This window comes from Bradyrhizobium sp. AZCC 1678, assembly GCF_036924765.1.
GTDB classification, from domain to species: domain Bacteria; phylum Pseudomonadota; class Alphaproteobacteria; order Rhizobiales; family Xanthobacteraceae; genus Bradyrhizobium; species Bradyrhizobium algeriense.
Map to the genome: position 1 here is coordinate 1,678,456 of NZ_JAZHSE010000001.1, position 22,672 is coordinate 1,701,127.

Below are 22,672 nucleotides of genomic sequence, written 5' to 3' on the forward strand. Positions count from 1 at the left end.
GTATTCAGGAACCAAATGGAGTGATCAGTGCACGCGCGAGATCGCCCAGCGCCGGGTACGGAACGTTCGACAGGTGTCGATGCGTTCAAGCTCGCGTCTCTTACCCATACGGAGCAGTTCTATTCAAGTGTCCTGAGGGATCTCCTCGAATCGGACCTTCCGTTCATGATCGGAGGCGGGTACGCCGTAAATCTTTATACCCACGCGCGGTGCCCGACAAAGGACCTAGACATTTTTACGACTGCCGCGGAATTCCCTCGCCTGCTCTCTCACCTACAGCGGAACAATCGGGTATCGGCGGATGAGAGTTGGCTGGGAAAAGTTCACTGCGGTCGCGATTTCGTTGACGTCATCTTTGGTTCCAGCAATGGCGCCGTGCCGGTTCAGGAAGAGTGGTTTCAGTATGCAGCACAGGCTCAAGTGCTCGGGCATTGCGTGCCTGTGATCAACCCCACCGAGCTGATCTGGACCAAGGCGTTCATCCAGAAGCGGAACCGTCATGATGGCGTCGATATCGTCCATCTCATTCTTAAGCAGCGAGAGGCAATCGATTGGCAGCGCCTGATCATGTACATGAACCCACATTGGGAAATACTGCTTTGTCATCTGCTCATGTTTCGTTGGATCTATCCGAGTGAGCGAGATGCCATTCCGGATTGGCTGCTTGACGATCTTCTTGAACGATTGAGTCGGCAGCGGGAAGGTCCGCCACCGGCGACGAAACTCTGCCGCGGTCGGTTGCTTTCCAGCTCCGATTATCGAAGTGCGACCGAGAAATGGGGCTTCCTGAACGTCGAAGACGAGTGCGGCAATGACCGATGATGCAAGTTCATTCACATTTGCAAGCATCGGCGATCTTCATGTGAAGGATGGGCAGTCGGGCTCGCTCCGCGAATTGTTTCAAGCAATCTCGAAGAATGCCGGCGCCCTGGTCCTTTGCGGCGACCTCACCGATACGGGAACTCCGGCACAGGCCGAAATCCTCGCTAAAGAGCTGCGTGTCTGCTCTGTCCCAGTAATCGGCGTCCTTGGGAACCACGATTACGAGTCGGGACATGCCGACGAGGTGAAACGAATCCTTTGTGACGCGGGCGTACACCTGCTCGATGGCCAGGCAGCCGAAGTTAATGGCGTGGCATTTATTGGCGTGAAGGGCTTTGCCGGCGGATTTGGTCCACGAATGCTAAGCTCTTTCGGCGAGCCGGCGATCAAGACGTTTGTTGCCGAAGCGATGAATGAAGCGATGCGGCTGGAGAACATCATGCGCACGGTGAACAGCCGGCGCGCCGTCGTGGTCCTTCACTATGCCCCGATTGTCGACACGGTGGAGGGTGAACCTCTCGAAATTTATCCCTTTCTCGGGTGCTCGCGCCTTGCAGAGACCATTGACCGCTTCAAAGTATGCGCCGTCGTGCATGGTCATGCGCATCGCGGGAAGTATGAGGGCCGCACGCCCGCCGGAGCGCGGGTGTACAACGTCGCCATGGGCGTGCAGAAGCCTTCAGGGTTGCCCTATGCGCTCATTTCCGTCTGACGGTGGGAGTCACCTGAAAGCCCCTTGCATCGAGCGAGTCGTCTCTGGGCAGTCACCCAAGTCCACGCGTACTTTCGGATTCGCGCCAGGCCGAGCAGGCCTTCGGTCGCAATCCGAAGAGTACTTTGCATCCTGCGAGGCCAGGGCTGCGTCAGACCAGTGTTAATGGTGGAGCGGCGGTGGGAAGGAGGAGCACTCAGCCACGCAATACCAATCCGCGCGTCAGTGAACGTAGCGATTCAGCGAACATGAGTGGACCGCCATTAAGCCGATGTTGCCGAACCGCGCGGCGTTCGGCGAGTAGATGACCGCCGCGTGCTCGATGGCATCGTTTGGGTCCTGCGTTCAGGTGCGGCCATGGCGCGACCTGCCGGCGACCTATGGTCCCCGCACGACCTGTTACAATCGCTTCGTTCGGTGGATGTTGGACTTATCTCGCTGATTTGCCCGACGTGTCAAATGTCTACTTCGGCACTCGACGAGCGCCGGCTACTGTGCATGGGGTTGTTTTCAATATTTTGGCTGGGAGCGCCGAGGCCCCTCCGTGTCCTTCCGCCGCCTCCGGAAGGCTGCATCACCCGATCGCGGATGATGCGACGGCGCGTGGTTTGGGACCGTCGCCCTATTTTCCCAGCGGCCCGAGTATCTTCACCAGCTCGCCGTGCACGAACTCGTTGCCGCACACTACGTGCCCCGTCTTCAGCGCATCATCCTTGCCGTCGATGCCCGTCACCGTCCCGCCCGCTTCCCGCACCATGATCTGCCCCGCCGCGATATCCCAAGGCGAGAGATTGCGTTCCCAGTAGCCGTCGAGGCGGCCGGCGGCGACGAAGGCAAGGTCGAGGGAGGCGGCGCCGAAGCGGCGGAAGCCGGCGACCTTGTTCTGCAGCGCGGCCATTTCGTTCAGTGCCAGTTGGTGGTCGCCGCGGCCGATATGCGGCAGGCCGCAGGCGACCACACATTCATCGAGCCTGCGGCGGCCGGCGACGCGCAGCCGCTGGTCGTTGAGGAACGCGCCCTTGCCGCGCTCGGCGATGTACAATTCGTCATTGGCGGGATTGTAGATCACGCCGGCGATGATGGTATCTTCACGGCGCAAGCCGATCGAGATCGCAAATTGCGGGATGCCGTGCAGGAAGTTGGTGGTGCCGTCCAGGGGATCGACGATCCAGGTGTGGGTCTTGTCGGCGCCTTCGCGGCTGCCGCCTTCCTCGCCGATGAAACCGTAGCCCGGCCGCGCCTTGGCGAGCTCCTCATACAGCATTTCCTCGGCGCGCTTGTCGGCCTTGGTGACGAAGTTCGCCGGCCCCTTCAGCGACACCTGCAGATGCTCGATCTCGCCGAGGTCGCGCTTGAGGCTGCGGCCGGCGCGGCGCGCGGCTTTCACCATGACGTTGATAAGGGCTGAGTAGAGCATGATGTGAGCTTATGGTGTGAGGGAACGGCGCAATGCCGTCAGGGTTTAGGGACTGGGTGCCCTGCTGATATGCCGCCGTCAAGGCGTGATTTGTCGGCGGTTCCGGTCCATTTGCGCGCCGCCGCCTCGGCCTTGGCGCGATCCTCGGGGCTGAGCTCGGCAAGCAATTCGTCCAGCTTGGGGTCGCCCTTGCCGGCAGTCTTGGCGACGAGATGCCATTTGAAGCCCTCGACCTTGTCCGGGGGGGTGCCCACGCCGTAGATCAGCAGCCAGGCCAGCCGGTTTTGCGCGACCGGGCTGTTTTGCCGGGCGGCTTTGCGCAAGAGCGCGACCGCGGCCGGCTGGTTCTTCGGCGTGCCTGTGCCGTTGAACAGCGCGATGGCGTATTCGACCTCGGCATCGACATTGTCGGCCAGCGCAGCCGCCTGCAGCAGCCGCACCGCCCGCTCGATGTCCTTCGGCACGCCGGTGCCCTCCTTGTAGAAGGTCGCCAGCGCGTATTGCGCTTCCGGGTTGCCGGCGTCGGCTGCGGCGCGCAGCAGCTCGGCGGCGCGCCGGGTGTCCTGCGGCAGCGTGTTGCCGTCGAGATAGAGCAGCGCCAGATTGTAGGCCGCCTTGGGGTTGCCGAGCTTGGCCGCGGACGCCAATAGCTTGACCGCCTGTTCGCGATTGGTGGGGCCGCCGCGGCCCGCCAGCCGCATCATGGCGAGCGCGAACATGCCCTCGCGGTCGCCGGCGTCCGCCGCGCGCTGGTACCACTCGGTGGCCTTCGCATAGTTGCGCTTGATCCCGAGCCCGTTGGCATAGAGTTCGCCCAGCATCGTCATCGCCTTGGCGTCGCCGTTATATTGCGCACGCGTGGTCGCGAGGTCGAAGGCCGTCTTGTAGAGGCCGCGCTGGTAGGCGCCGTAGACGCTGTCGACGTTCGGGTCCTCGAAAGCGGCCGTCGGCGAGGGCGAGGGCACAGGCGTTGCTGCGGGCTTGGTCGTTACCGCAGGCTTGAGCGGCGCCGACGGCGTCGGCGTCGGTGTCGCAGCAGGCCTTTTCGCAGCCGTCGGAGCATTGGGTTTGGGCGCCTCCTTTTTCGCGGCGCTCGCAGGCGGCTGCGCGGCAGGCGGCGTGAGCGAGATCTGCGCCGTGGCGCCGGTCGTCGTCATCAAGAGGCCCGCAAGCAGCGATATGGGTCGCAGGAGTTTCATGGTCCGGCGTTATCCGTGCCCGGTCTTGTCCGTGCCGGTCTTCTCAGTGCCGGTCTTCTCAGCGCCGGTCCTGGCTTTTCCGAACGCCGCTTCGTACGCTTGCGCGATCGCCTGTCCGGCATCGGTCAGCGCCGCCTTGGCGCCGCGCGGGTCGGCCCAGATGAAATCGCCGACCAGCACGAAATCCGCGCCGGCGGCTGCGAATTCGAAAGCCTCCTCGCGCGAGGCGGCAAAGCCGATGCAAGGCGGCTCGAACAGTTCGTCCCACCATTGCAGGCGCTCGGCAATCGCGTCCACCGAGGGCCGCTGGCCCTCGGCGTCGGGTTCGCCGAACAGCACGTAGTCCGCGCCCCGTTCGCCCGCGGCCATCGAATCGTGCCGCGTAGCAAGGCCGCCGACGCCGGCAATGCGGTCCGGCTTCAGCGACGGCAAGGCATCCTCCAGCGCGGCGATGCCGTTCAGATGCGCGCCGTCGGCGCCCGCGCGCGCCACCAGTTCGACATGGCCGTCGAGCAGCAGCGCCGCGCCGGCATTCTGGATCACGGGCGCCAGTGTCTTCACACGCGAAATCATGGTGCGCTGGTCGGTCGGCTTCAGCCGCAGCAGCACCGCCGCGATGTCGGCCGCTGCCAACAGCTCCGGAAGCATGCTTGCGAGCTGCGACGGATCGTCCACCTCTGATGTCGCGAGATAGAGGCGCGGCGCCGGGCGCGGCGGAACAGGTTTATTAGCCAAGTCTAGGCGACCTTCTTTTCAAGGCCGGTTTCCCACTCGCCCTTGCTCGCCAGCGCATTCATCCGCGCACGGTGCGTGAAGGCGCGCTGGCCCGCGGCGATGTTCTCGGCCTTACCCGACCACGCCTTTTGCGGCGCCGCCTGCAACGCCCGGCCATAGGAGAAGGTCAGTCTCCAAGGCAAACTGGAAGGGAGGCCGCCGATCCGGTTCATCGCGTTCAGATGCGCGGTCGCATCCTCATCGGATTGTCCGCCGGAAAGGAAGGCGATGCCCGGCACGGCTGCGGGAACACACGCCTTCAGGAGACGAACAGTCTTCTCGGCGACTTCCTCGGCGGAAGCCTGCTTCGCGCACTTCTTGCCTGAAACGGCCATGTTGGGCTTCAGCACCATGCCTTCGAGTTCGACGCGCTGGACCCGCAATTCCTGGAACGTCTCGTTCAGCACACGCTGGGTGACGTCATAGCAGCGGTCGATGTCGTGATCGCCATCCATCAGCACTTCCGGCTCCACGATCGGCACGATCTGCGCCGCCTGGCACAGCGCGGCATAGCGCGCCAGCGCGTGCGCGTTGACGCTGATCGCGGTCATGGAGGGGATGCCCGCGCCGATGTCGATCACTGCGCGCCATTTGGCGAAGCGCGCGCCGCGTTCGTAATATTTCTTCAGGCGCTCGGCGAGCTTGTCGAGACCGACGGTGACCAGTTCGCCCGGACATTGCGGCAGCGCTTGCGTCCCCTCATCGACCTTGATGCCGGGGATCGCGCCGGACTGCTCGATCAGCTTGACCAGCGGCGTGCCGTCCTTCGCGTTCTGCCAGATCGTCTCGTCGTACAGGATCACGCCCGAGACGTACTTGCTCATCGCCTCGGTGGACCGGAACAGCATCTCGCGATAGTCGCGGCGGTTCTCCTCGGTCGATTCGACCTTGATGGCGTCAAAACGCTTCTTGATCGTGCCCGAGGATTCGTCGGCGGCGAGAATGCCCTTGCCCGGGGTGACCATGGCGAGGGCAACCTTGTTGAGGTCAGCAAGATTCATCGAAGTTCTCCAGAAACATCATGCCCTTGCGCACCAAAATAGGCGGTTCTCGGGCAATTGCCTAGAAAACGTTCGTCGCAGCGGGGGTGTTTGCGAGGCGCGGGCGGACTGCTAGGGCGATCTTGTCAGGCGATCTTGGGGTCCAGCTCACCCTTACTGTACCGCTTGGCCATTTCGGCCGTCGTCAGCACCTTCTTGATCTTGCTGGCCTGGCCTGCGGTATTGAATTCCTGCAGCCGCTGCTTGCACAGCTTGGCCATGGCTTCCATCGCGGGCTTGAGGTATTTGCGCGGATCGAACTCTTCCGGATTGTCCTTCAGCACCTTGCGGATCTGCCCGGTCATCGCCATGCGGTTGTCGGTGTCGATGTTGATCTTGCGTACGCCATTCTTGATGCCGCGCTGAATTTCGGACACCGGCACGCCCCAGGTCGGTTTCATCTTGCCGCCATTGGCGTTGATGATTTCCTGCAGGTCCTGCGGCACCGAGGACGAACCATGCATCACCAGATGCGTGTTCGGCAGCTTGCGATGGATCTCCTCGATCACCTTCATGGCGAGGATGTCGCCGTCCGGCTTGCGGGTGAACTTGTAGGCGCCGTGTGAAGTGCCCATCGCGATCGCCAGCGCGTCGACTTTTGTCTCCTTGACGAACTTCACGGCTTCATCGGGATTGGTGAGCAACTGGTCGTGCGACAGCTTGCCTTCCGCGCCGTGGCCGTCTTCCTTGTCGCCCATGCCGGTCTCGAGCGAGCCGAGCACGCCGAGCTCGCCTTCCACCGAGATGCCGCCGAGATGGGCCATGTCGGTGACGGTCTTGGTCACGCCGACATTGTAGTCCCAGTCGCCGGGCGTTTTGCCGTCGGCCTTCAGCGAGCCGTCCATCATGACGGAGGTGAAGCCGGCCTGGATCGCGGTCATGCAGGTCGCAGGTTCGTTGCCGTGATCGAGGTGCACGCAGACCGGAATCTGCGGATAGATTTCGGTGACAGCGTCCATCATGTGGCGGAGCATGACGTCATTGGCGTAGGAGCGCGCGCCGCGCGAGGCCTGGATGATGACGGGAGCATCGAGCGAAGAGGCGGCCTCCATGATGGCAAGCGCCTGCTCCATATTGTTGATGTTGAAAGCCGGCACCCCGTAATCGTGCTCTGCCGCATGATCGAGCAGTTGACGCAAGGTAATGCGAGCCATTCAAATTCTCCTGTATTTGCCGCGCCTTTGGCGCTCCATTAAATCTTGGTTTAACGCTGCTTCAGAACTTCCACGCCAGGCAGCGGTTTGCCTTCCATCCATTCGAGAAACGCGCCGCCGGCCGTCGAAACATAGGAAAAATCGCCTGATACGCCGGCCTGGTTCAGCGCCGCAACGGTGTCGCCGCCACCCGCAACCGAAATCAGTTTCTTCGCCTTGGTCCGCTCTGCCGCGTGCTTGGCCGCAACCACCGTGCCGCGGTCGAACGGCGTCATTTCGAATGCGCCGAGCGGGCCGTTCCAGACCAGCGTCTTGGCGTCGTCGATCGCGGCGTGAATCCGCGCGGTCGATTGCGGGCCGACGTCGAGGATCATGCCGTCGGCCGGAATGGCGTCGAGCCCATAGGCGTGCGAGGGCGAGTTGGCCGCGAAGTGATAGGCGACCACGGCGTCGACGGGCAGGATGATCGCGCAGTTCGCGGCACTGGCCTTTTCCACGATACGCAGCACGGTGGCGGCCAGATCCTTTTCCGCCAGCGACTTGCCGACGCCGACGCCCTGCGCATGCAGGAAGGTGTTGGCCATACCGCCGCCGATGACGAGGGCATCGACCTTGCTGACGAGGTTTTCCAAGAGGTCGATTTTGGTCGATACCTTGGCGCCGCCGATGATCGCGATGACCGGCTTGGTCGGCGCTTCCAGCGCCTTCTCAAGCGCAGTGAGTTCGGCCTGCATGGTGCGGCCGGCATAGGCGGGTAGCTTGTGGCCAAGGCCTTCGGTCGTAGCATGCGCGCGGTGCGCGGCCGAGAACGCGTCGTTGACCCAGATGTCGCCGAGCTTGGCGAGTTCGGCTACGAACGCGGGATCGTTCTTCTCTTCCTCTTTATGGAAGCGGGTGTTTTCCAGGCAGAGGATGTCGCCATCCTTCATGGCGGCCACGGCCTTGGCGGCCGCCTCACCGATGCAGTCGTCGGCGAAGGCGACCGGCTTCTTGATCACCTGCCCAAGCGCCGCGGCGACGGGTTTGAGCGAATCCTTGGCGTCGCGTCCCTTTGGCCGGCCGAAATGGGCGAGCAGGACGACCTTGCCGCCCTTGTCCGAAATTTCGGTGATGGTCGGCGCGACGCGCTCGAGCCTGGTCGCGTCGGAAACGCGGCCGTTCTCCATGGGCACGTTGAGGTCGACGCGCAGCAGCACGCGCTTGCCCTTCACGTCGACGTCATCGAGGGTGCGGAATGTTTTCGACATTGGCGCTCTCTTGTCCCGGGCGCACGGCGGCGCGAAGTGCCGCTGTGCTGAACCGGGACCTACACTGGATGGGTCCCGGCTCTGCGTCGCGCCACTTCGTGCCGCGCCGCGTCCGGGACACGAGACTTACAGCAGCTTCCCCATCGCCACGGCGGTGTCGGCCATGCGGTTGGAGAAGCCCCATTCATTGTCGTACCAGGACATCACGCGCACCAGCGTGCCGTTTTGCACCTTGGTCTGGTCCTCGTGGAACGTCGACGAGTGGGGATCGTGGTTGAAGTCGATCGAGACGTTCGGCGCGGTGGTATAGCCCAAGATCCCTTTGAGCTGCTGCTCGGAGGCGCGCTTCATCGCCGCGTTGATTTCCTTGACGTCGGTGGCGCGCTTGGCGACGATCTTGAGATCGACCACCGAGACGTTCGGGGTCGGCACGCGGATCGCGACGCCGTCGAGCTTGCCCTTCAGTTCAGGCAGCACGAGGCCGATCGCCTTTGCAGCACCGGTCGAAGTCGGGATCATCGACATCGCCGCTGCGCGGCCGCGATAGAGATCCTTGTGCAGGGTATCGAGCGTCGGCTGGTCGCCGGTATAGGCGTGGATCGTGGTCATGAAGCCGGTCTCGATGCCCACGGTGTCGTTCAGCACCTTGGCGACCGGCGCGAGGCAGTTGGTTGTGCAGGAGCCGTTGGAGACGATCAAATGATCCTTGGTCAGGGTGTCATGGTTGACGCCGTAGACGATGGTCGCATCGGCGTTCTCGCCAGGCGCCGATATCAGGACGCGCTTGGCGCCGGCGGTCAGATGCGCGGAGGCCTTGTCCTTGGCGGTGAAGATGCCGGTGCATTCCAGCGCGATATCGACGCCGAGGGCCTTCCACGGCAGCTTGGAGGGATCGCGCTCGGCGGAAACCTTGATCTTGCCGTTGCCGAGGTTGAGCGAGTCGCCGTCGACGGTCACGGTGCCGGGGAAGCGGCCATGCACGGAATCGAAGCGCAGCAGGTGGGCGTTGGTCTCGACCGGGCCAAGATCGTTGATCCCGACCACCTCGATATCCTTGCGGCCGGATTCGGCGATGGCTCGCAAGATATTGCGGCCGATGCGGCCAAATCCGTTGATCCCGACGCGGATTGCCATGCTCGTTTCTCCTCTAATAGCCGGTGCCGGCCCCGCGGAGACGTTCCACGGAGGTGCTTACGGCGGAACGCCCGGTTCGGCCGGGCGGGAACGGTCAAGATGGGGGTCTAGGTAGTCCTTTTTCCCAGCAATCTCAACCGTCAGCCCAAGCGCTTCAGGGCAGCGTTAACGACGGTCTCGGCGGTAATTCCGAAGTGCTTGAAAAGGTCCTTGGCGGGCGCGCTGGCACCGAAACCGTGCATGCCCACGAATTCACCATCCTGGCCGATCACGGCATCCCAGCCCCAGCGCACCGCGGCCTCGATGGCGATTTTGACCGGGGCGTTGCCGATGATGGCCTTCCGCCGGTCCGCCGGCTGTGAAAGCAGCAATTCGAGCGAGGGCACCGAAACCACCCGCGACGCGATGCCGCGTTCCGCCAGCTGCTTCTGGGCGGCCACCGCGATTTCGACCTCGGAGCCCGAGGCGAACAGAGACACCTTGGCCTCGCCCTGGGCTGCCACCAGTTCATAGGCGCCATGCGCACAGGGGTTATCGTTCGGCGCTGAGGTGCGCAGTTGCGGCAGGTTCTGGCGGGTTAGCGCCAGCACCGTCGGACCGTCGACACGGTTCAGCGCCAGCTCCCAGCATTCGGCGACCTCGACCGCATCGCAGGGCCGGAACACGCGCATGTTGGGAATCGCACGAAGCGCCGCGAGATGCTCGACCGGCTGATGCGTCGGTCCATCCTCGCCGAGCCCGATCGAATCATGGGTCATCACATAGACGACACCGTTGCCCATCAGCGCGGCGAGCCGCATCGCAGGCCGTGCGTAGTCCGTGAACACCAGGAAGGTGGCGCCGTTCGGCGCAAAACCGCCATGCAGGAAGATGCCGTTCATGCATGCAGCCATGCCGTGCTCGCGGATGCCGTAATGGATGAAGCGGCCCTTCGGCGTCTTGGCGGAGAACGCCACCGCCGACTTCGCCTTGTTGTTGTTGGAGCCGGTGAGGTCGGCGGAGCCGGCCAAAAATTCCATCGGCATCGCTGCTGCGATCGCCTCGATGGCGGATTCGGATGATTTCCGCGTGGCGACATTCTGCGGCGTTTCCAGCAGCGCCTTCTTGTGCGCGCGCAGCGCCTTCGCGAGCGAAGCCGGCCGTTCGTGCCGCATCCGCCGCTCGAACTCGGCGCGCTTGCGGCTGCCGAGTTCGTCGAAGCGGGCCTGCCATTCCTCGCGCGCGGCAGCGCCGCGGCTGCCGGCCGCACGCCATGCTTTCAAGACATCGTCGGGTACGGAGAACGGCTCAAGCGAGATGCCGAGCTTTTCCTTGGCGCCCTTGAGTTCGTCAGCGCCGAGCGCCTCGCCATGCGCTTTCGCCGTGCCGGCCCGGGTCGGCGCGCCGTAGCCGATGGTGGTCTTGCAGGCGATCAGCGACGGCTTGTTGGATTTCTGCGCGCGGGTGATCGCGGCTGCAATCGCCTTCGGATCTTGGCCGTCGATCAGCTCGGCCGCCCAGCCCGCGGACTTGAATCGCTTCACCTGGTCGACAGAATCGGCGAGCGAGGTCGGACCGTCGATCGAGATGCCGTTGTCATCGTACATCACGATCAGCTTGTTCAGCTTCCAGTGTCCGGCCATCGCGATCGCTTCCTGCGACACGCCTTCCATGAGGTCGCCGTCGGAGGCGAGCACGTAAGTATGATGCCCGACCACCTTCTTGCCGAACTCGGCTGCGAGCATCTTTTCCGCCAGCGCCATGCCGACCGCGGTGGCGATGCCCTGGCCGAGCGGGCCGGTGGTGGTCTCGACGCCGCTGGTCTCGAAGTTTTCCGGGTGCCCCGGCGTCTTGGAGCCGAGCTGGCGGAAATTCCTGATCTGGTCGAGCGTCATGTCCTTGTTGCCGGTCAGGTACAGCAAGGCATAGAGCAGCATCGAGCCGTGTCCGGCCGAGAGCACGAAGCGGTCGCGGTCCGGCCAGTTCGGATCAGTTGCGTCGAATTTGAGGAACTGTGTGAACAGCACGGTCGCGACGTCGGCGGCGCCCATCGGCAAGCCCGGGTGGCCGGATTTCGCCTTTTCGACGGCATCCATGGCAAGCCCGCGAATCGCATTGGCCATACGGGTATGATCGACCTGCGTCATGATGAAAATCCGCCTGAAATGAGGTGCTTGGTTGCGGTACGTACCGGGCGAAAGGCCGCAATACGGGCGTGGATTAGGGGAAAGTCGGGGCTGGATAGCACCTCAATCCCCGTGAGTCCAAGGCGAGGAAACGCCCTTTTGGTGCGAAAAGTTGCTTAGCAGTGCATAGCTTCGCGCGGGCGTTGCGATTCGCTCGCTTGCCACGTAAATTTCGTGCTCTAACCGCTTGCCGAACCGCGGATTTTGCTGCCGTGCGGCGGGCTCACGCGAAGGTGCGCGCTGTCTCTCATGAGCGATCGTCACACTAACGGTGTCGGCAATGCCGAGCCGGTCCAAGTCGACATCGACGCCGCCACACGGCGCCTGATGCTGGCGCTCGATGCGCTCGAGGCGGCGGCGGAACGGCGACGCGACGCCGACCGCGACGAGAACGAGCTGGCGAGCCGGATCCAGGCGCTCGGCGCCGATCGCTCGCGGCTCGCCGACGAACTCGACGGCTCGCTGGTGAAGACGCGGCGGCTGGAGCGCACCAACCGCGAGGTATCAGAAAAACTGGATGTCGCGATCGGCACCATCCGTGCGGTGCTCGATGCCGGAGAGGATGAATGAGCCACATCAACGTCACCATCAACGGCCGGCAGTATCGCATGGCCTGCGAGGAAGGGCAGGAAGTGCGGCTCCTAAAACTCGCCGAGAGCCTGGAAACGCGGGTCGGCGAGTTGCGCGGCAAGTTCGGCGAGATCGGCGATGCGCGCCTCACGGTGATGGCGGCGCTCACCGTGTGCGACGAACTGCTGGATGCCAACGCGCGCATCCGCGCGCTGGAGGGCGAACTCGAAACCCTGCGCAACGTTCGCGTCGCCGCCGCCGACCGCGCCAAGGCCACCCAGGTCGCGGTCGCCAACGCACTCAACGCCGCCGCCGACCGCATCGAGAAGACCACGCAGATGCTCAACCGCACCATCGGCAGCGGCGTCGCGATCGGGTGAGGTGCTGGGTTCTTACCCTCCCCTGGGGGAGGGTCGCCGCGCAGCGGCGGGGCGGGGTGACAGTCTATCGTCGTCGGTGGTGTTTCAGTGGAAAGGTATCTGCTTCACGCGAGCCATACAATTCCACGTAAATCCGTTCGAGCACCGCATTCAGATCACCGGTTACATCGGAGTTCCAGAAGCGGATAACGCGGTATCCTTCCTGTTCGAGCCACGCTTGACGTTCTCTGTCGTGCTTGGCAGTTGCGTCGTCGTTGTGATGCCCGCCATCGAGCTCAATGACCAGACGCTTTGCCGGACAGAAAAAGTCTACGACGTAGCGGCCGATCGGTGCTTGCCGCCGGAAATGTGTGCCTTCGATCGGCAGTTCTTTTAGCGCACGCCAGAGCGTGCGCTCGTGCGGCGTCGTATTGGCCCGCAGTTTCTTGGCTGCTGCGCGGCGGATTGCGGTTGAAATCATTGCCTGTCGTGCTCGCGGATAGATCACCCCACCCCGCTCGCATTGGCGCTGCTGCGCATCGCCAATGCGAGCGACCCTCCCCTTCCAGGGGAGGGTGAAGCAGAGCGCAATCTAAAGGAGAATTACAAATATCTCCACCTCGAGATCGCTCGTTCGTATCGAGCCTTGCGCCTCACGCGCCCGGGGATGACGAAGAAGGCCTATCGGTAACCGCTGGCGGTTTCGGTCCGTAACCCCTACATTGGTTCCGCGAAGCTGCGTCGTGCGTCAGGAGCCATATATCCCCGGGGCCTTATCGATCCTTTAGGGAACTGTCCCTGGCCGGGTCCGTGGATCCGGGCATATGGTGCCCACCTACTTTCGTAGGGAACTCCGGGATCGAGTGCTTCAACGGCGTTCGCGGCTTCGCACTTTGATTTTGTCGGTCGGTTCGATTCCACGTTTTTCTGTGCATTGCCGTCTGCTGCGGCGTGCCGAGCCGTAGCTCGGATGGAGCGAAGCGCAATCCGGGACAGGGTTTGTTTGGTTGCGAGATGGTCCCCCGGATTTCGCTTCGCTCCATCCGGGCTACGATTGCTCTGGAATCGGTTCATTCATCGCATGACCGCAACTCCGTCGAAAGCCGACCTCCGCTCCGCCGCGCTGGCGAAACGCGATGCGTTGAGCGATGAACAGCGCGCGACCTCGGCACAAGCCATGGCCAAGCGCGGCGTGCCGTTCACGATTCTGCCCGGCATGGTCGTGTCAGGCTATTCGCCGATCCGCAGCGAGATCGATCCCGCGCCCTTGATGCGCAAGCTTGCGGAACAAGGCGCGAAGCTGGCGCTGCCGGCGGTGATGGCGCGCGGAAAATCGCTGGCGTTTCGCGCATGGTCGCCCGACGACCGGCTGATGATGGGGCCGCTCGGCATCCTCGAGCCGTCGCCGGCCGCCGCCGAACTCATTCCCGATATCATGCTGGTGCCGCTGGCGGCGTTCGATCGCGAGGGCCACCGCATCGGCTATGGCGCAGGCCATTATGACTTCACGCTCGCCCATTTGCGTAAAGTGAAGGCCATCACGGCTGTCGGCATCGCCTTCTCGTTGCAGGAAATAAAAGCTGTTCCCGCGCTGCCGCACGACGTGGCGCTGGATTATGTGCTAACGGAAAAGAAAGTGTTCGATTTCCGGAGCTGAACTTTGCGTATTCTCTTCGTTGGCGACGTGGTCGGCCGGGCAGGCCGCGCCGCGATCGCGGAATATCTGCCTGGCATGGTCCGTGACTGGGCCCTCGACCTCGTCGTCGTCAATGGCGAGAATTCCGCCGGCGGTTTCGGCATCACCGAGGCGATCTATCAGGAATTCCTCGACGCCGGCGCCGATGCCATCACGCTCGGCAATCACGCCTGGGATCAGCGCGAGGCGCTGGTGTTCATCGAGCGCGCGCCGAAGCTGATCCGCCCCGCGAACTATCCAAGGGGCACGCCGGGCCGCGGCGCGGCGCTGGTCGATACCAAGAACGGCAAGCGCGCGCTTGTTATCAACGCCATCGGTCGCGTCTTCATGACGCCGTTCGACGATCCCTTCGCGGTGCTCAACCGTGAACTCGAGGCCTGTCCGCTGCGCGAGGCGGCGGACGCGATCGTGGTCGACTTCCACGGCGAGGCGTCGAGCGAGAAGCAAGGCATCGGCTTTTTCTGCGACGGCCGCGCCAGCCTCGTCGTCGGTACCCACACCCATGTGCCGACCGCCGATCATCAGATCCTTTCCGGTGGCACCGCCTACATGACCGATGCCGGCATGACCGGCGATTATGATTCCATCATCGGCATGCAGAAGGAAGAGCCGCTGCGGCGCTTCACGACCGGCATTCCCTCAGGCCGCTTCGAACCGGCGGCTGGAGTTGCGACACTCAGTGGCGTTGCGGTCGAGACCGATGATGCCACCGGCCTTGCGCTACGCGTCGCGCCGGTGCGGATCGGTGGCAGGCTGGAGCCGGCGGTGCCGGGATTCTGGGTCTGATAAATACGAACGGAGAGAACGTCGATGCGCGGCGTGCTGATAGTTGCACCGGCTCTTTTCATTTCCACCACCAGCCGCGACCGCTTCAATCGAACTGAACCACTTTGTCGAGGGTGATTGGCAGGTCGCGCACGCGCTTTCCGGTCGCATGATGGACTGCGTTGGCGACCGCCGCCGCCACGCCGACGATGCCGATCTCGCCAAGGCCCTTGATGCCGAGCGGGTTGACCATCTCGTCCGGCTCGTCGACGAAGATGACCTTGATGTCATGGATGTCGGCATTCACGGGCACATGGTATTCGGCAATATTGGCGTTCATCACCCGCCCGAAGCGATGGTCGTAGAGCGTTTCCTCGTGCAGCGCCATGCCGATCCCCCAGACCACGCCACCCATCACCTGGCTGTGGGCCGTCTTTGGGTTGAGGATGCGGCCTGCGGCGACGGCTTTGACCACGCGCGTCACGCGGATCACTCCGAGTTCCTCGTCCACCTTGACCTCTGCGAAGATCGCGGAGTGAACATTGCGCGCGTGAGACTTGTCTTCGGCGGGCATGTTGGTTTCCTCGCGCGTGATGCGCTCGGCCTTGCCCGACTGCATCGCGCTCGCGATCGAGACCGCACGGTTCGCATCGCGCTTGCTGGCGATCCTGCCATCCACCAGCGCGACGTCGTCTACGCCGGCGCCCGAGAGCGGCGAATCCTTCGTCGCCTTCGCAAGCTCCAGCACGTCGCCGCGAACCGCGCGGGCCGTGTTCGCGATGGCGTTGCACACCGATGACGCTATCCACGAGCCGCCTTCCACCGGACATTGCGGCAGGGTCGAATCGCCGAGCTTGACGCTGATATTGTCGATGGGAAGGCCGAGCATGTCGGCGGCCATCTGCGCCATGATCGTGTAGGTGCCCGTGCCGATATCGGAGGCGGCCGTCGCGACTTCCGCGTGACCGTTAGCCGTCAGCACGATGCGGACTGTTGCCGGCATCTGCAGCGCTTCCCATACGCCCGATGCCATGCCCCAGCCGACCAACTCGCTGCCGTCCCGCATCGAGCGTGGCTCCGCGTTGCGCTTGTCCCAGCCAAACGCCTCCGCGCCCTGCCGGTAGCATTCGCGCAGTTGCTTGCTGGTGTAGGGAAGGTCCTCGCCCTGATGGCGGTCGGAGTAGCATTGCAGCCGCAGTTGCACCGGATCGGTCTTCAGCGCGATGGCGAGTTCGTCCATCGCGCATTCCAGCGCGTAGACGCCGGTCGCCGCGCCCGGCGCCCGCATGTCGCAGGACGTCGGCAGATCGAGCTTGACGAGCTTGTGCTCGAATTTCGCGTTAGGACTTTTGTAAAGCAGGTTGCCCCAGCCAGTATCGTTGCGCGCGAATTCCTCGAACTGCGACGTCACGGCGATGGCTTCATGCTGCATTGAATCGAGCGTGCCGCTGCTGCTCGCGCCGAGCGCAAGCCGTTCGATGCTCGCCGGCCGGTAGCCGAGCGCGTACATCTGCGCCCTCGTCAGCATGACGCGCACCGGGCGTCTGAGCGCGTTCGCTCCCAGCACCGCCAGCACGACCTGGTATTGCGGACGCAGTCCCGCGCCGAAACCGCCGCCCATATAGGGCGACATGACTCGAACTGCACCCGGTTGCAGCTTGAACACTTTGCAAAGGTACTGCTGGACGTTCTGGACGCCTTGCGTCTTGTCATAGACGGTGAGCTGGCCGGCTTCCCATATCGCGGTCGAGGCAAACAATTCCATCGGATTGTGGTGCTCGGTTGGAATGGAGTATTCGGCCGCGTGGCGCACGGCGGCGGACGCAAATGCCTTTTCGGCATCGCCGCGCGGCTTCTCCGGCACGTCGATGGCGAACGCCCTGCTGCGCTCTGCTTGCAGGTCGGTGACGTGTGGATCCTTTTGGTATTCGATCCTCACCTGCGAGGCGGCGACACGCGCGGTTTCCCAGTCTTCCGCCAGCACCAGCGCGACCGGCTGTCCGGTGAATTGGATCCTGTCGTCGTAGAGCGGGCGGTAGGGCGAACCCTTCTCGGGCGCGACGTCGTCCTTGTAGGCGTCATCCTTGTCAGCCATTGGCGGTCGATTGCGATGGGTGAGCACGTCGATCACACCGGCAATGCCCAGCGCGCCGCTGGTATCGATCCGCACGATCCGCCCCTTCGGGATGGTCGAATCGACGACGTAGCCGTGGACGAGACCGGGAACGCTGAACTCGCCGGCGTATTTGGCTTCGCCGGTGACCTTGGCCCGGCCGTCGACGCGGGAGGTCGCTGTTCCGATATAGCTTGCCATGGCGCTCACCGTATTTTCTTGTCGGAGATCGACTGCGGCGTTCCCCGCGCAGCCTGACCAAGCGTTCGCACGATGGCGCGCCGCGCCAGGCCGATCTTGAAGTCGTTGTGTCCGTAGCCTCTGGCGCCGTGCAGCAGCCAATCGGCGGCTTGCGCAAATGCAGCCGCGTCGGCGCGTTGTCCGAGCAGGGCCGCTTCAGCCGCGGAACTGCGCCATGGTTTGTGCGCAACGCCCCCGAGCGCCAAGCGTGCCTCCTTGATCGTGTCGCCGTCAAGTTCGAGCGCTGCTGCCACCGATACGAGTGCGAACGCGTAGGACAGGCGATCGCGGATCTTCAGGTAGGAGTAGTTCGTGCTGAAACCTTTTGCCGGAAGCTCGATCGCCGTGATGATCTCATCGGGCTCCAGATTGGTGTCAAGCTGCGGCGTGTTATCGGGCAGCCGGTGAAAATCCGCAAACGCAATGGTGCGCGTCCCGGCCGGGCCTGTGACATGCACGGTCGCTTCGAGCGCTGCGAGCGCCACGCACATGTCGGACGGATGCGTCGCGATGCAGGAGCCGCTTGTTCCAAGGATCGCATTGATGCGGTTGACGCCGTCGATCGCCGAGCAGCCGCTGCCCGGTTCGCGTTTGTTGCAGGGCGTTGTGGCGTCGTAGAAATAGAAGCAGCGCGTGCGCTGCACGAGGTTGCCGCCGGTCGAGGCCATGTTGCGCAGCTGCTGCGACGCGCCAGCCAGGATCGACCGTGACAGTAGCGGATAGCGCTGTTCGATCAGGGGATGGTAGGCGAGGTCGGTATTCGGCACCATCGCCCCGATCAGAACGCCGCCGGAGGCGGTCTCCTCGACATTCCTGAGCGGCAGACGCGAGATGTCGATGAGCCGTGTGGGCGTCGCGATATCGTATTTGATCAGATCGATCAGATTGGTGCCGCCCGCAATGAATTTTGCGGAAGGATCTGTCGCGATCTGCTTGATGGCATCGGCGACGTCGGTTGCGCGCGTGTACTGAAACGGGGTCATGATCGCTCCATCGCCTGCTGGATTGCTGCCACGATGTTCGGATAGGCGCCGCAGCGGCAGATGTTGCCGCTCATCAGTTCGCGAATCTCGTCGGCCGTTCTTGCCTTGCCCTCCGCGATCAGCCCGGCCGCCGAGCAGATCTGTCCCGACGTGCAATAGCCGCACTGAAACGCGTCGTGATCGATGAAGGCCTGCTGCAGCGGATGTAGCTCGCCGTCGCGCGCGAGGCCCTCGACGGTGGTGATTTCGCTGTCTTCCTGCATCACGGCGAGCGTCAGGCAGGAATTGATCCGCCGTCCCCCGACGAGAACGGTGCATGCACCGCACTGGCCGTGGTCACAGCCTTTCTTGGTACCTGTCAGATCGAGATGGTCGCGTAGAGCATCCAGGAGCGTTGTCCATGGTGCGACCAGAAGTTTGACCGACTTGCCGTTGACACTCAGCGTTACCGGAATTTTCTCGGGCACTGCGGTGATGCGCCTTGCGGGCGCTGCTGTCCCAGAATGCGTCATTTTCTTCTCCGCCTGCTTTACCGTCTGGGGATGTCATATCCGCGCGTCAGTTCGATGACTTTCACCGCTCCGCTTGTCGTGCGCAAAGAAGAGGCTGGATTTCTCAAGCCGGGTTCTCAGCCAATCTACAACCAGCCAAGGCGACGAAGGTTCAAGGAGAGAGAGCGATATGCCAACCCCCCGGAGCCCGGTGGCATCTCCGATAATCGTGCCATTACGAAAAATCGGACGGGTCTTGCACGAGGGCCGTTGGGGCTGCGCATTTTCCATGCAGCCAGCGACGGGCGAAGCGACGCGCGCAATTAGATGAAATGTTTGATTACAACTTGTAGGCCGTGCGGAAGCCGCCCCAGTGACGGCTCTCGCACCTCGAGGCCAAGCCACGACAACCGATCATGGGTTAGCTCTGCCGAAAGCCCATCCGGAATGCGCCCCAGTGGCGGCCGCGAATGAAGATCGGCGACGACAGGTCCTTCATCAGCACGAAATTACCGCCGCCCATGTCGCGCCGGTAGGTCTGCAGCAGAAACGGTTTTGTGTTCGCCGCCACCTTCTTCACCGCGCGGTCGTTGAACAGGCGGCGGTTGCGGCAATTGGCGTTGTTCCAGACCGGGTCCTTGCCCTGCGGCAGGCGGTAGTTCGGATTGTGGGTCGGCAGATAACCGCCTTTGGCCCAGGCGACGCAGAACACGATGCGCGGATCGCTGTTCTGGATCGGGTCCTGGATCGAGGGAAGAACGCGGTCGGTGAAGGCGACATAGTCGGTCAGATATTGCTTCGGATCGGTGCCGGCGATCTCGCGATACTTTTCGTCCATCAACTGGTCGGCCGTGATCTCGCCGCGGTCGATCGCGGCCTCGAACTCGGCAGAGATGCGCTTCGCGGTGTCGACGACGACGCGGATCAGCGGTGCATCCGAGGTCTCGACGCCGCTGTCGGCGATCAGCGCGATCAGGCCTTCGGAGGTCTCGAGCAGCTTTGCCACCTGGTCGTCCGCGTGCTTGAGATCGCGCGAGGAGAGGTCGACGCCCTTGGCGAGCTCGCTGAGCTCGGTGATAACGGTGTCGCAATGGCCGAGATTGGACGTCGCGGCCCTGGCGACGCCGTCAATCTCCTGGCCTACGGACGTGACGCCCTGGTGCACGCGCGCGATGATGCCGCTGATCTGCTGTGCGCCTTCACCGGCGCTCTTGGCGCGGAGTGAGGCGTCGCTGCTCTCACTGATCAGGCTGCCGATCTGGCCGTCGAGATCGCGCATGGTATCGGAAATCTGCTGCGTGGCCTGGCGAGTCCCCTCCGCCAGGCTCTTCACTTCGCTCGCGACCACGGCAAAGCCGCGGCCGGCGGTTCCGGCACGCGCCGCCTCGATCGTGGCATTGAGCGCCAGCAGGTTAGTCTGCTTCGCAATCGCCTCGATCGAGCCGGAAACTTTTGCAACCTGCGACAGGGCCGAGCCGACGGCGCTGAGCCGGGCCTCGATGCGGCCGACCGCTTCGACGAGTTCGGCGATGTGCCTGACGGCCGTATTCACCGCGCTGTGCGACTGAACGATTTCTTCGACAGCTGCGGACGTGGTCGATTGCACCGCTTGCGATGCGTTAGCGATGCCGCGGTTGGCCGAGACCATCGTCTCGGCCGTCTTCTGTAAGTGGTGGAACCGCTCCGACTGGTTCGCGACGCGGCTTGCGACCTCCCGGACGTTGCCGGCGATATCGGCAAGTTCCACGCCGAGCCCGCCGATGCGGTCGGCAAGCTGGTCAATGAGTCGTTCGGCCAGTGTCTGGTTGGAATGAGTGTCCAGCACTGCACGCTGCACAACGGACATATCAGAGCTTTCTCCAGTCAGAGCCGACGATCGGCACGCCGCGGCGATCGCATTCCAATTCCAGGTTTAGAGCGTGATTCGCGCCTTGGCGTCTTGCCTGAGAGCGCACTAGAGCCGATAGGCCGTGCGGAAGCCGCCCCAGTGACGGCCTTTGACGCGGATCGGCACGTCGATCTCGCGCATCATCACCGTGTTGCCGTTGCCCATGTCGCGTGCGTAGCTTTGGATCAGATAGGCGCGCTGGTTGCGCCCGGCGGCAAGGCCTGCCGGATCGTTGAAGATGCGGCGGTTGCGGCTGTTGGCGGTGTTCCAGGTGACGTCGCCCGGCCGCTGCGGATGCGAATAGATCTTGTTGTGCACCGGCAGGTAGCCGTTGGTGTCGATCATGGCGCAGAATGCCATCCGCTTGTCCCTGGCGAGGAACGCTTCCTGAAACGGCGGCAGCGCGCGGTCGGCCCAGTCCAGGATTTTGGTGCGGTACTGCACCGGGTTACTGCCTGCGATCTCGACATAGTTGGTGTCGAACATGTCTTCCATCGAGATGGCGCCGCTATCGACGCCGTTCTCGAATATCTTCTTCAGCGCCGCGCCGGCTTCCATCGCGCGGGTCACGGCCTCGGTATTGTCGTCCTGGATCGACCATAATTTGTCTTCGATCTTCTCGGTCAGCGCCGCATCCGGCCTTTCGAACTGCGCGTGCGTGCCGGCCTTCGACCGCTGGACGATGCGAATCCGGCAGGCGCCGATATCCTGCAGCGTCGCGTTGAAGCTCTGGCCCTGCGCCAGCGCTTCCGCGTCTGCCCCGCTGACCAGAAGGCCACCCATGGAAATTTCGTAGACCGGTGCTGATATCGTCCCGCGCGGGGCGGCAATTTCGATCTTGAGGCTGCAGGGCAGCCTTTGGTCCTTGCGGCGGTCCTGGCGGTCGCCTTCTTTCTCTCCCTGGCGCAGCAGCACCGCGCAGCGCGACTTGAGCTTCTGCGCGAATGTGGTGACGGCCCGTCCCGCTTGGGCGACGCTTTCGCCATGCGCCTCGGCTTCCTTGGTCGCGTGATCGATCTCGGTGGCGCTGTCGCCGACCGAGCCGATGAAACTGGAAGCGGAAGCCGCATTGTCAGCCATTTCGCCGGTGGTCGCGTTCTGCTCGGCAACCGCGCCGTTGACGTTGTCGAACACCGGGCGGATCGCCTCGATCGCCTGCGAGATGCGATGCACGGCGTCGACCGAGCCCGCGGCGTCGCGCTGCAGCGCCTCGATCTTCTTGGTGATCTCTTCAGTCGCGTTCTGGGTCTGCACCGCGAGCGCCTTCACCTCGGTCGCGACCACCGCGAAGCCGCGCCCGGCCTCGCCGGCGCGTGCGGCCTCGATGGTGGAATTGAGCGCCAAGAGCGTGGTCTGCCGCGCGATCTGCGCGATCAGATTGACGACATTGCCGATCGCCGCTGAAGACTCCCGTAAGCGGTCGACATTGGCGCTGGCTTCGCGGGCGGCCTCGCTGGCCTGGTCGGCAAGCTTGCTGGCGTCGCGCACCTGGGAACCGATGCCCTGCGCCGATTGGGTGAACTTGTCGGCGGCGTGCGAAAACGTGGTCGCGGTGCCCTGGGCGGCGTTGGTCCGGTTCGTCAGGGCATCGGTGCGCTGGCGGATGGTCGACAGCGTCGCAGCCGTCGCCTCGGCGCCCCCGGCCACCGAGTTGGCCGCGCGTTCGAGCTGGCGGATCATCGCGCCAAGTTCGAGCTCCAGCAGTTCAAGGACTGCCTTGGCAGAATCGCCATCGGCAATGACGGCCTCAGTCCCGGCCATGGCCTGTGGAACCTTGGCTTCAGCGGCAGGCGCAGCCGGTTCCGGCACCCGCTTTTTGAACAAACCGAACGCCATGACGTCTCTTGAAAGTTGAGGACAGGTGCGAAATCCTCTCATCCGAGCATGAAATCATGGTTAACGA

General features: G+C 63.5%; 20 protein-coding genes, 1 other RNA gene and 1 pseudogene. 8 read left to right on the forward strand and 14 right to left on the reverse strand.

What is annotated here, in order from left to right; genetic code table 11:
- Window positions 1–27 precede the first annotated feature (27 nt).
- The 3 genes and pseudogenes from V1294_RS07940 to V1294_RS07950 form a co-directional block, all read left to right on the forward strand.
- On the forward strand, window positions 28–822 hold the full coding sequence (locus V1294_RS07940) for a hypothetical protein (RefSeq protein WP_334496205.1): 795 nt from the start codon (window positions 28–30) through the stop codon (window positions 820–822).
- Complete coding sequence (locus V1294_RS07945) at window positions 812–1,534, forward strand: metallophosphoesterase family protein (protein WP_334496207.1); 723 nt, start codon at window positions 812–814, stop codon at window positions 1,532–1,534. The genes V1294_RS07940 and V1294_RS07945 overlap by 11 nt, the downstream gene beginning before the upstream one ends.
- Window positions 1,535–1,805: 271 nt before the next feature.
- Window positions 1,806–1,955: pseudogene (locus V1294_RS07950) on the forward strand (transposase); the annotation flags it as partial.
- Window positions 1,956–2,156: 201 nt separating this feature from the next.
- On the opposite strand, the gene V1294_RS07955 reads toward V1294_RS07950, so the two are convergent.
- The 8 genes from V1294_RS07955 to tkt form a co-directional block, all read right to left on the reverse strand.
- On the reverse strand, window positions 2,157–2,951 hold the full coding sequence (locus tag V1294_RS07955; protein WP_334496209.1) for an inositol monophosphatase family protein: 795 nt from the start codon (window positions 2,949–2,951) through the stop codon (window positions 2,157–2,159).
- A gap of 38 nt (window positions 2,952–2,989) precedes the next feature.
- Window positions 2,990–4,150 (reverse strand): tetratricopeptide repeat protein, encoded by a 1,161-nt coding sequence (locus V1294_RS07960; RefSeq protein ID WP_334496211.1) that lies wholly within the window; start codon window positions 4,148–4,150, stop codon window positions 2,990–2,992.
- Window positions 4,151–4,159: 9 nt separating this feature from the next.
- Window positions 4,160–4,885 (reverse strand): thiamine phosphate synthase, encoded by a 726-nt coding sequence (locus V1294_RS07965; RefSeq protein WP_334496214.1) that lies wholly within the window; start codon window positions 4,883–4,885, stop codon window positions 4,160–4,162.
- Between the two features lie 2 nt (window positions 4,886–4,887).
- The gene (locus V1294_RS07970) at window positions 4,888–5,925 is read right to left on the reverse strand and encodes a class I fructose-bisphosphate aldolase (protein ID WP_334477020.1); all 1,038 of its coding nucleotides are present in this window, start codon (window positions 5,923–5,925) and stop codon (window positions 4,888–4,890) included.
- 125 nt (window positions 5,926–6,050) lie between these two features.
- Window positions 6,051–7,118 carry a class II fructose-bisphosphate aldolase gene (fba, locus tag V1294_RS07975; RefSeq protein WP_334477021.1) on the reverse strand — a complete coding sequence of 356 codons (1,068 nt, stop codon included), beginning with the start codon at window positions 7,116–7,118 and terminating at the stop codon, window positions 6,051–6,053.
- 50 nt (window positions 7,119–7,168) lie between these two features.
- Entirely contained in the window at window positions 7,169–8,365 is a 1,197-nt protein-coding gene (locus V1294_RS07980) for a phosphoglycerate kinase (RefSeq protein ID WP_334496217.1), read from the reverse strand.
- A gap of 126 nt (window positions 8,366–8,491) precedes the next feature.
- Entirely contained in the window at window positions 8,492–9,499 is a 1,008-nt protein-coding gene (gene gap, locus V1294_RS07985) for a type I glyceraldehyde-3-phosphate dehydrogenase (RefSeq protein ID WP_334496219.1), read from the reverse strand.
- Between the two features lie 140 nt (window positions 9,500–9,639).
- A complete protein-coding gene (tkt, locus tag V1294_RS07990) occupies window positions 9,640–11,625 on the reverse strand; it encodes a transketolase (RefSeq protein WP_334496221.1) in 1,986 nt (661 codons plus the stop codon).
- A 288-nt stretch (window positions 11,626–11,913) separates the two neighbouring features.
- Between tkt and V1294_RS07995 the strand changes: the two genes are divergently transcribed.
- Window positions 11,914–12,234, forward strand: a complete 321-nt coding sequence (locus tag V1294_RS07995) for a DUF4164 domain-containing protein (RefSeq protein WP_334477023.1) — start codon at window positions 11,914–11,916, stop codon at window positions 12,232–12,234.
- Window positions 12,231–12,614: a cell division protein ZapA gene (locus V1294_RS08000; protein WP_247518535.1), complete on the forward strand. Its 384-nt coding sequence runs from the start codon at window positions 12,231–12,233 to the stop codon at window positions 12,612–12,614. Before V1294_RS07995 ends, V1294_RS08000 begins: the two co-directional genes overlap by 4 nt.
- A gap of 64 nt (window positions 12,615–12,678) precedes the next feature.
- Here V1294_RS08000 and V1294_RS08005 read toward each other — a convergent pair whose 3' ends face one another.
- Complete coding sequence (locus tag V1294_RS08005; protein ID WP_334496223.1) at window positions 12,679–13,074, reverse strand: endonuclease domain-containing protein; 396 nt, start codon at window positions 13,072–13,074, stop codon at window positions 12,679–12,681.
- Between the two features lie 249 nt (window positions 13,075–13,323).
- On the opposite strand from V1294_RS08005, the gene ssrS reads away from it, so the two are divergent.
- The 3 genes from ssrS to V1294_RS08020 all read left to right on the forward strand — a co-directional run bounded on the left by ssrS (window position 13,324) and on the right by V1294_RS08020 (window position 15,075).
- Window positions 13,324–13,484: non-coding RNA, 6S RNA (gene ssrS / locus V1294_RS08010), on the forward strand.
- A gap of 190 nt (window positions 13,485–13,674) precedes the next feature.
- Entirely contained in the window at window positions 13,675–14,250 is a 576-nt protein-coding gene (locus tag V1294_RS08015) for a 5-formyltetrahydrofolate cyclo-ligase (protein ID WP_334496225.1), read from the forward strand.
- A gap of 3 nt (window positions 14,251–14,253) precedes the next feature.
- On the forward strand, window positions 14,254–15,075 hold the full coding sequence (locus V1294_RS08020) for a TIGR00282 family metallophosphoesterase (protein ID WP_334496227.1): 822 nt from the start codon (window positions 14,254–14,256) through the stop codon (window positions 15,073–15,075).
- An 85-nt stretch (window positions 15,076–15,160) separates the two neighbouring features.
- Here the strand turns inward: V1294_RS08020 and V1294_RS08025 are convergent, their stop codons facing one another.
- The 5 genes from V1294_RS08025 to V1294_RS08045 form a co-directional block, all read right to left on the reverse strand.
- On the reverse strand, window positions 15,161–17,368 hold the full coding sequence (locus V1294_RS08025; protein ID WP_334496229.1) for a xanthine dehydrogenase family protein molybdopterin-binding subunit: 2,208 nt from the start codon (window positions 17,366–17,368) through the stop codon (window positions 15,161–15,163).
- 5 nt (window positions 17,369–17,373) lie between these two features.
- Window positions 17,374–18,390, reverse strand: a complete 1,017-nt coding sequence (locus V1294_RS08030) for an FAD binding domain-containing protein (protein ID WP_334496231.1) — start codon at window positions 18,388–18,390, stop codon at window positions 17,374–17,376.
- Window positions 18,387–18,902 carry a (2Fe-2S)-binding protein gene (locus V1294_RS08035; RefSeq protein ID WP_334496232.1) on the reverse strand — a complete coding sequence of 172 codons (516 nt, stop codon included), beginning with the start codon at window positions 18,900–18,902 and terminating at the stop codon, window positions 18,387–18,389. Before V1294_RS08035 ends, V1294_RS08030 begins: the two co-directional genes overlap by 4 nt.
- Before the next feature lie 400 nt (window positions 18,903–19,302).
- Window positions 19,303–20,727 (reverse strand): methyl-accepting chemotaxis protein, encoded by a 1,425-nt coding sequence (locus V1294_RS08040; protein ID WP_334496234.1) that lies wholly within the window; start codon window positions 20,725–20,727, stop codon window positions 19,303–19,305.
- A 108-nt stretch (window positions 20,728–20,835) separates the two neighbouring features.
- Entirely contained in the window at window positions 20,836–22,605 is a 1,770-nt protein-coding gene (locus V1294_RS08045; protein WP_334496236.1) for a methyl-accepting chemotaxis protein, read from the reverse strand.
- Window positions 22,606–22,672 lie beyond the last annotated feature (67 nt).

Coding starts and splice junctions, on each gene's coding strand:
- V1294_RS07945 (WP_334496207.1), top strand. CDS start 812: ATGACCGATGATGCAAGTTCATTCACATTTGCAAGCATCGGCGATCTT.
- V1294_RS07955 (WP_334496209.1), bottom strand. CDS start 2,951: ATGCTCTACTCAGCCCTTATCAACGTCATGGTGAAAGCCGCGCGCCGC.
- V1294_RS07960 (WP_334496211.1), bottom strand. CDS start 4,150: ATGAAACTCCTGCGACCCATATCGCTGCTTGCGGGCCTCTTGATGACG.
- V1294_RS07970 (WP_334477020.1), bottom strand. CDS start 5,925: ATGAATCTTGCTGACCTCAACAAGGTTGCCCTCGCCATGGTCACCCCG.
- fba (WP_334477021.1), bottom strand. CDS start 7,118: ATGGCTCGCATTACCTTGCGTCAACTGCTCGATCATGCGGCAGAGCAC.
- V1294_RS07980 (WP_334496217.1), bottom strand. CDS start 8,365: ATGTCGAAAACATTCCGCACCCTCGATGACGTCGACGTGAAGGGCAAG.
- gap (WP_334496219.1), bottom strand. CDS start 9,499: ATGGCAATCCGCGTCGGGATCAACGGATTTGGCCGCATCGGCCGCAAT.
- tkt (WP_334496221.1), bottom strand. CDS start 11,625: ATGACGCAGGTCGATCATACCCGTATGGCCAATGCGATTCGCGGGCTT.
- V1294_RS07995 (WP_334477023.1), top strand. CDS start 11,914: ATGAGCGATCGTCACACTAACGGTGTCGGCAATGCCGAGCCGGTCCAA.
- V1294_RS08000 (WP_247518535.1), top strand. CDS start 12,231: ATGAGCCACATCAACGTCACCATCAACGGCCGGCAGTATCGCATGGCC.
- V1294_RS08005 (WP_334496223.1), bottom strand. CDS start 13,074: ATGATTTCAACCGCAATCCGCCGCGCAGCAGCCAAGAAACTGCGGGCC.
- V1294_RS08015 (WP_334496225.1), top strand. CDS start 13,675: ATGACCGCAACTCCGTCGAAAGCCGACCTCCGCTCCGCCGCGCTGGCG.
- V1294_RS08025 (WP_334496229.1), bottom strand. CDS start 17,368: ATGGCAAGCTATATCGGAACAGCGACCTCCCGCGTCGACGGCCGGGCC.
- V1294_RS08030 (WP_334496231.1), bottom strand. CDS start 18,390: ATGACCCCGTTTCAGTACACGCGCGCAACCGACGTCGCCGATGCCATC.
- V1294_RS08035 (WP_334496232.1), bottom strand. CDS start 18,902: ATGACGCATTCTGGGACAGCAGCGCCCGCAAGGCGCATCACCGCAGTG.
- V1294_RS08040 (WP_334496234.1), bottom strand. CDS start 20,727: ATGTCCGTTGTGCAGCGTGCAGTGCTGGACACTCATTCCAACCAGACA.
- V1294_RS08045 (WP_334496236.1), bottom strand. CDS start 22,605: ATGGCGTTCGGTTTGTTCAAAAAGCGGGTGCCGGAACCGGCTGCGCCT.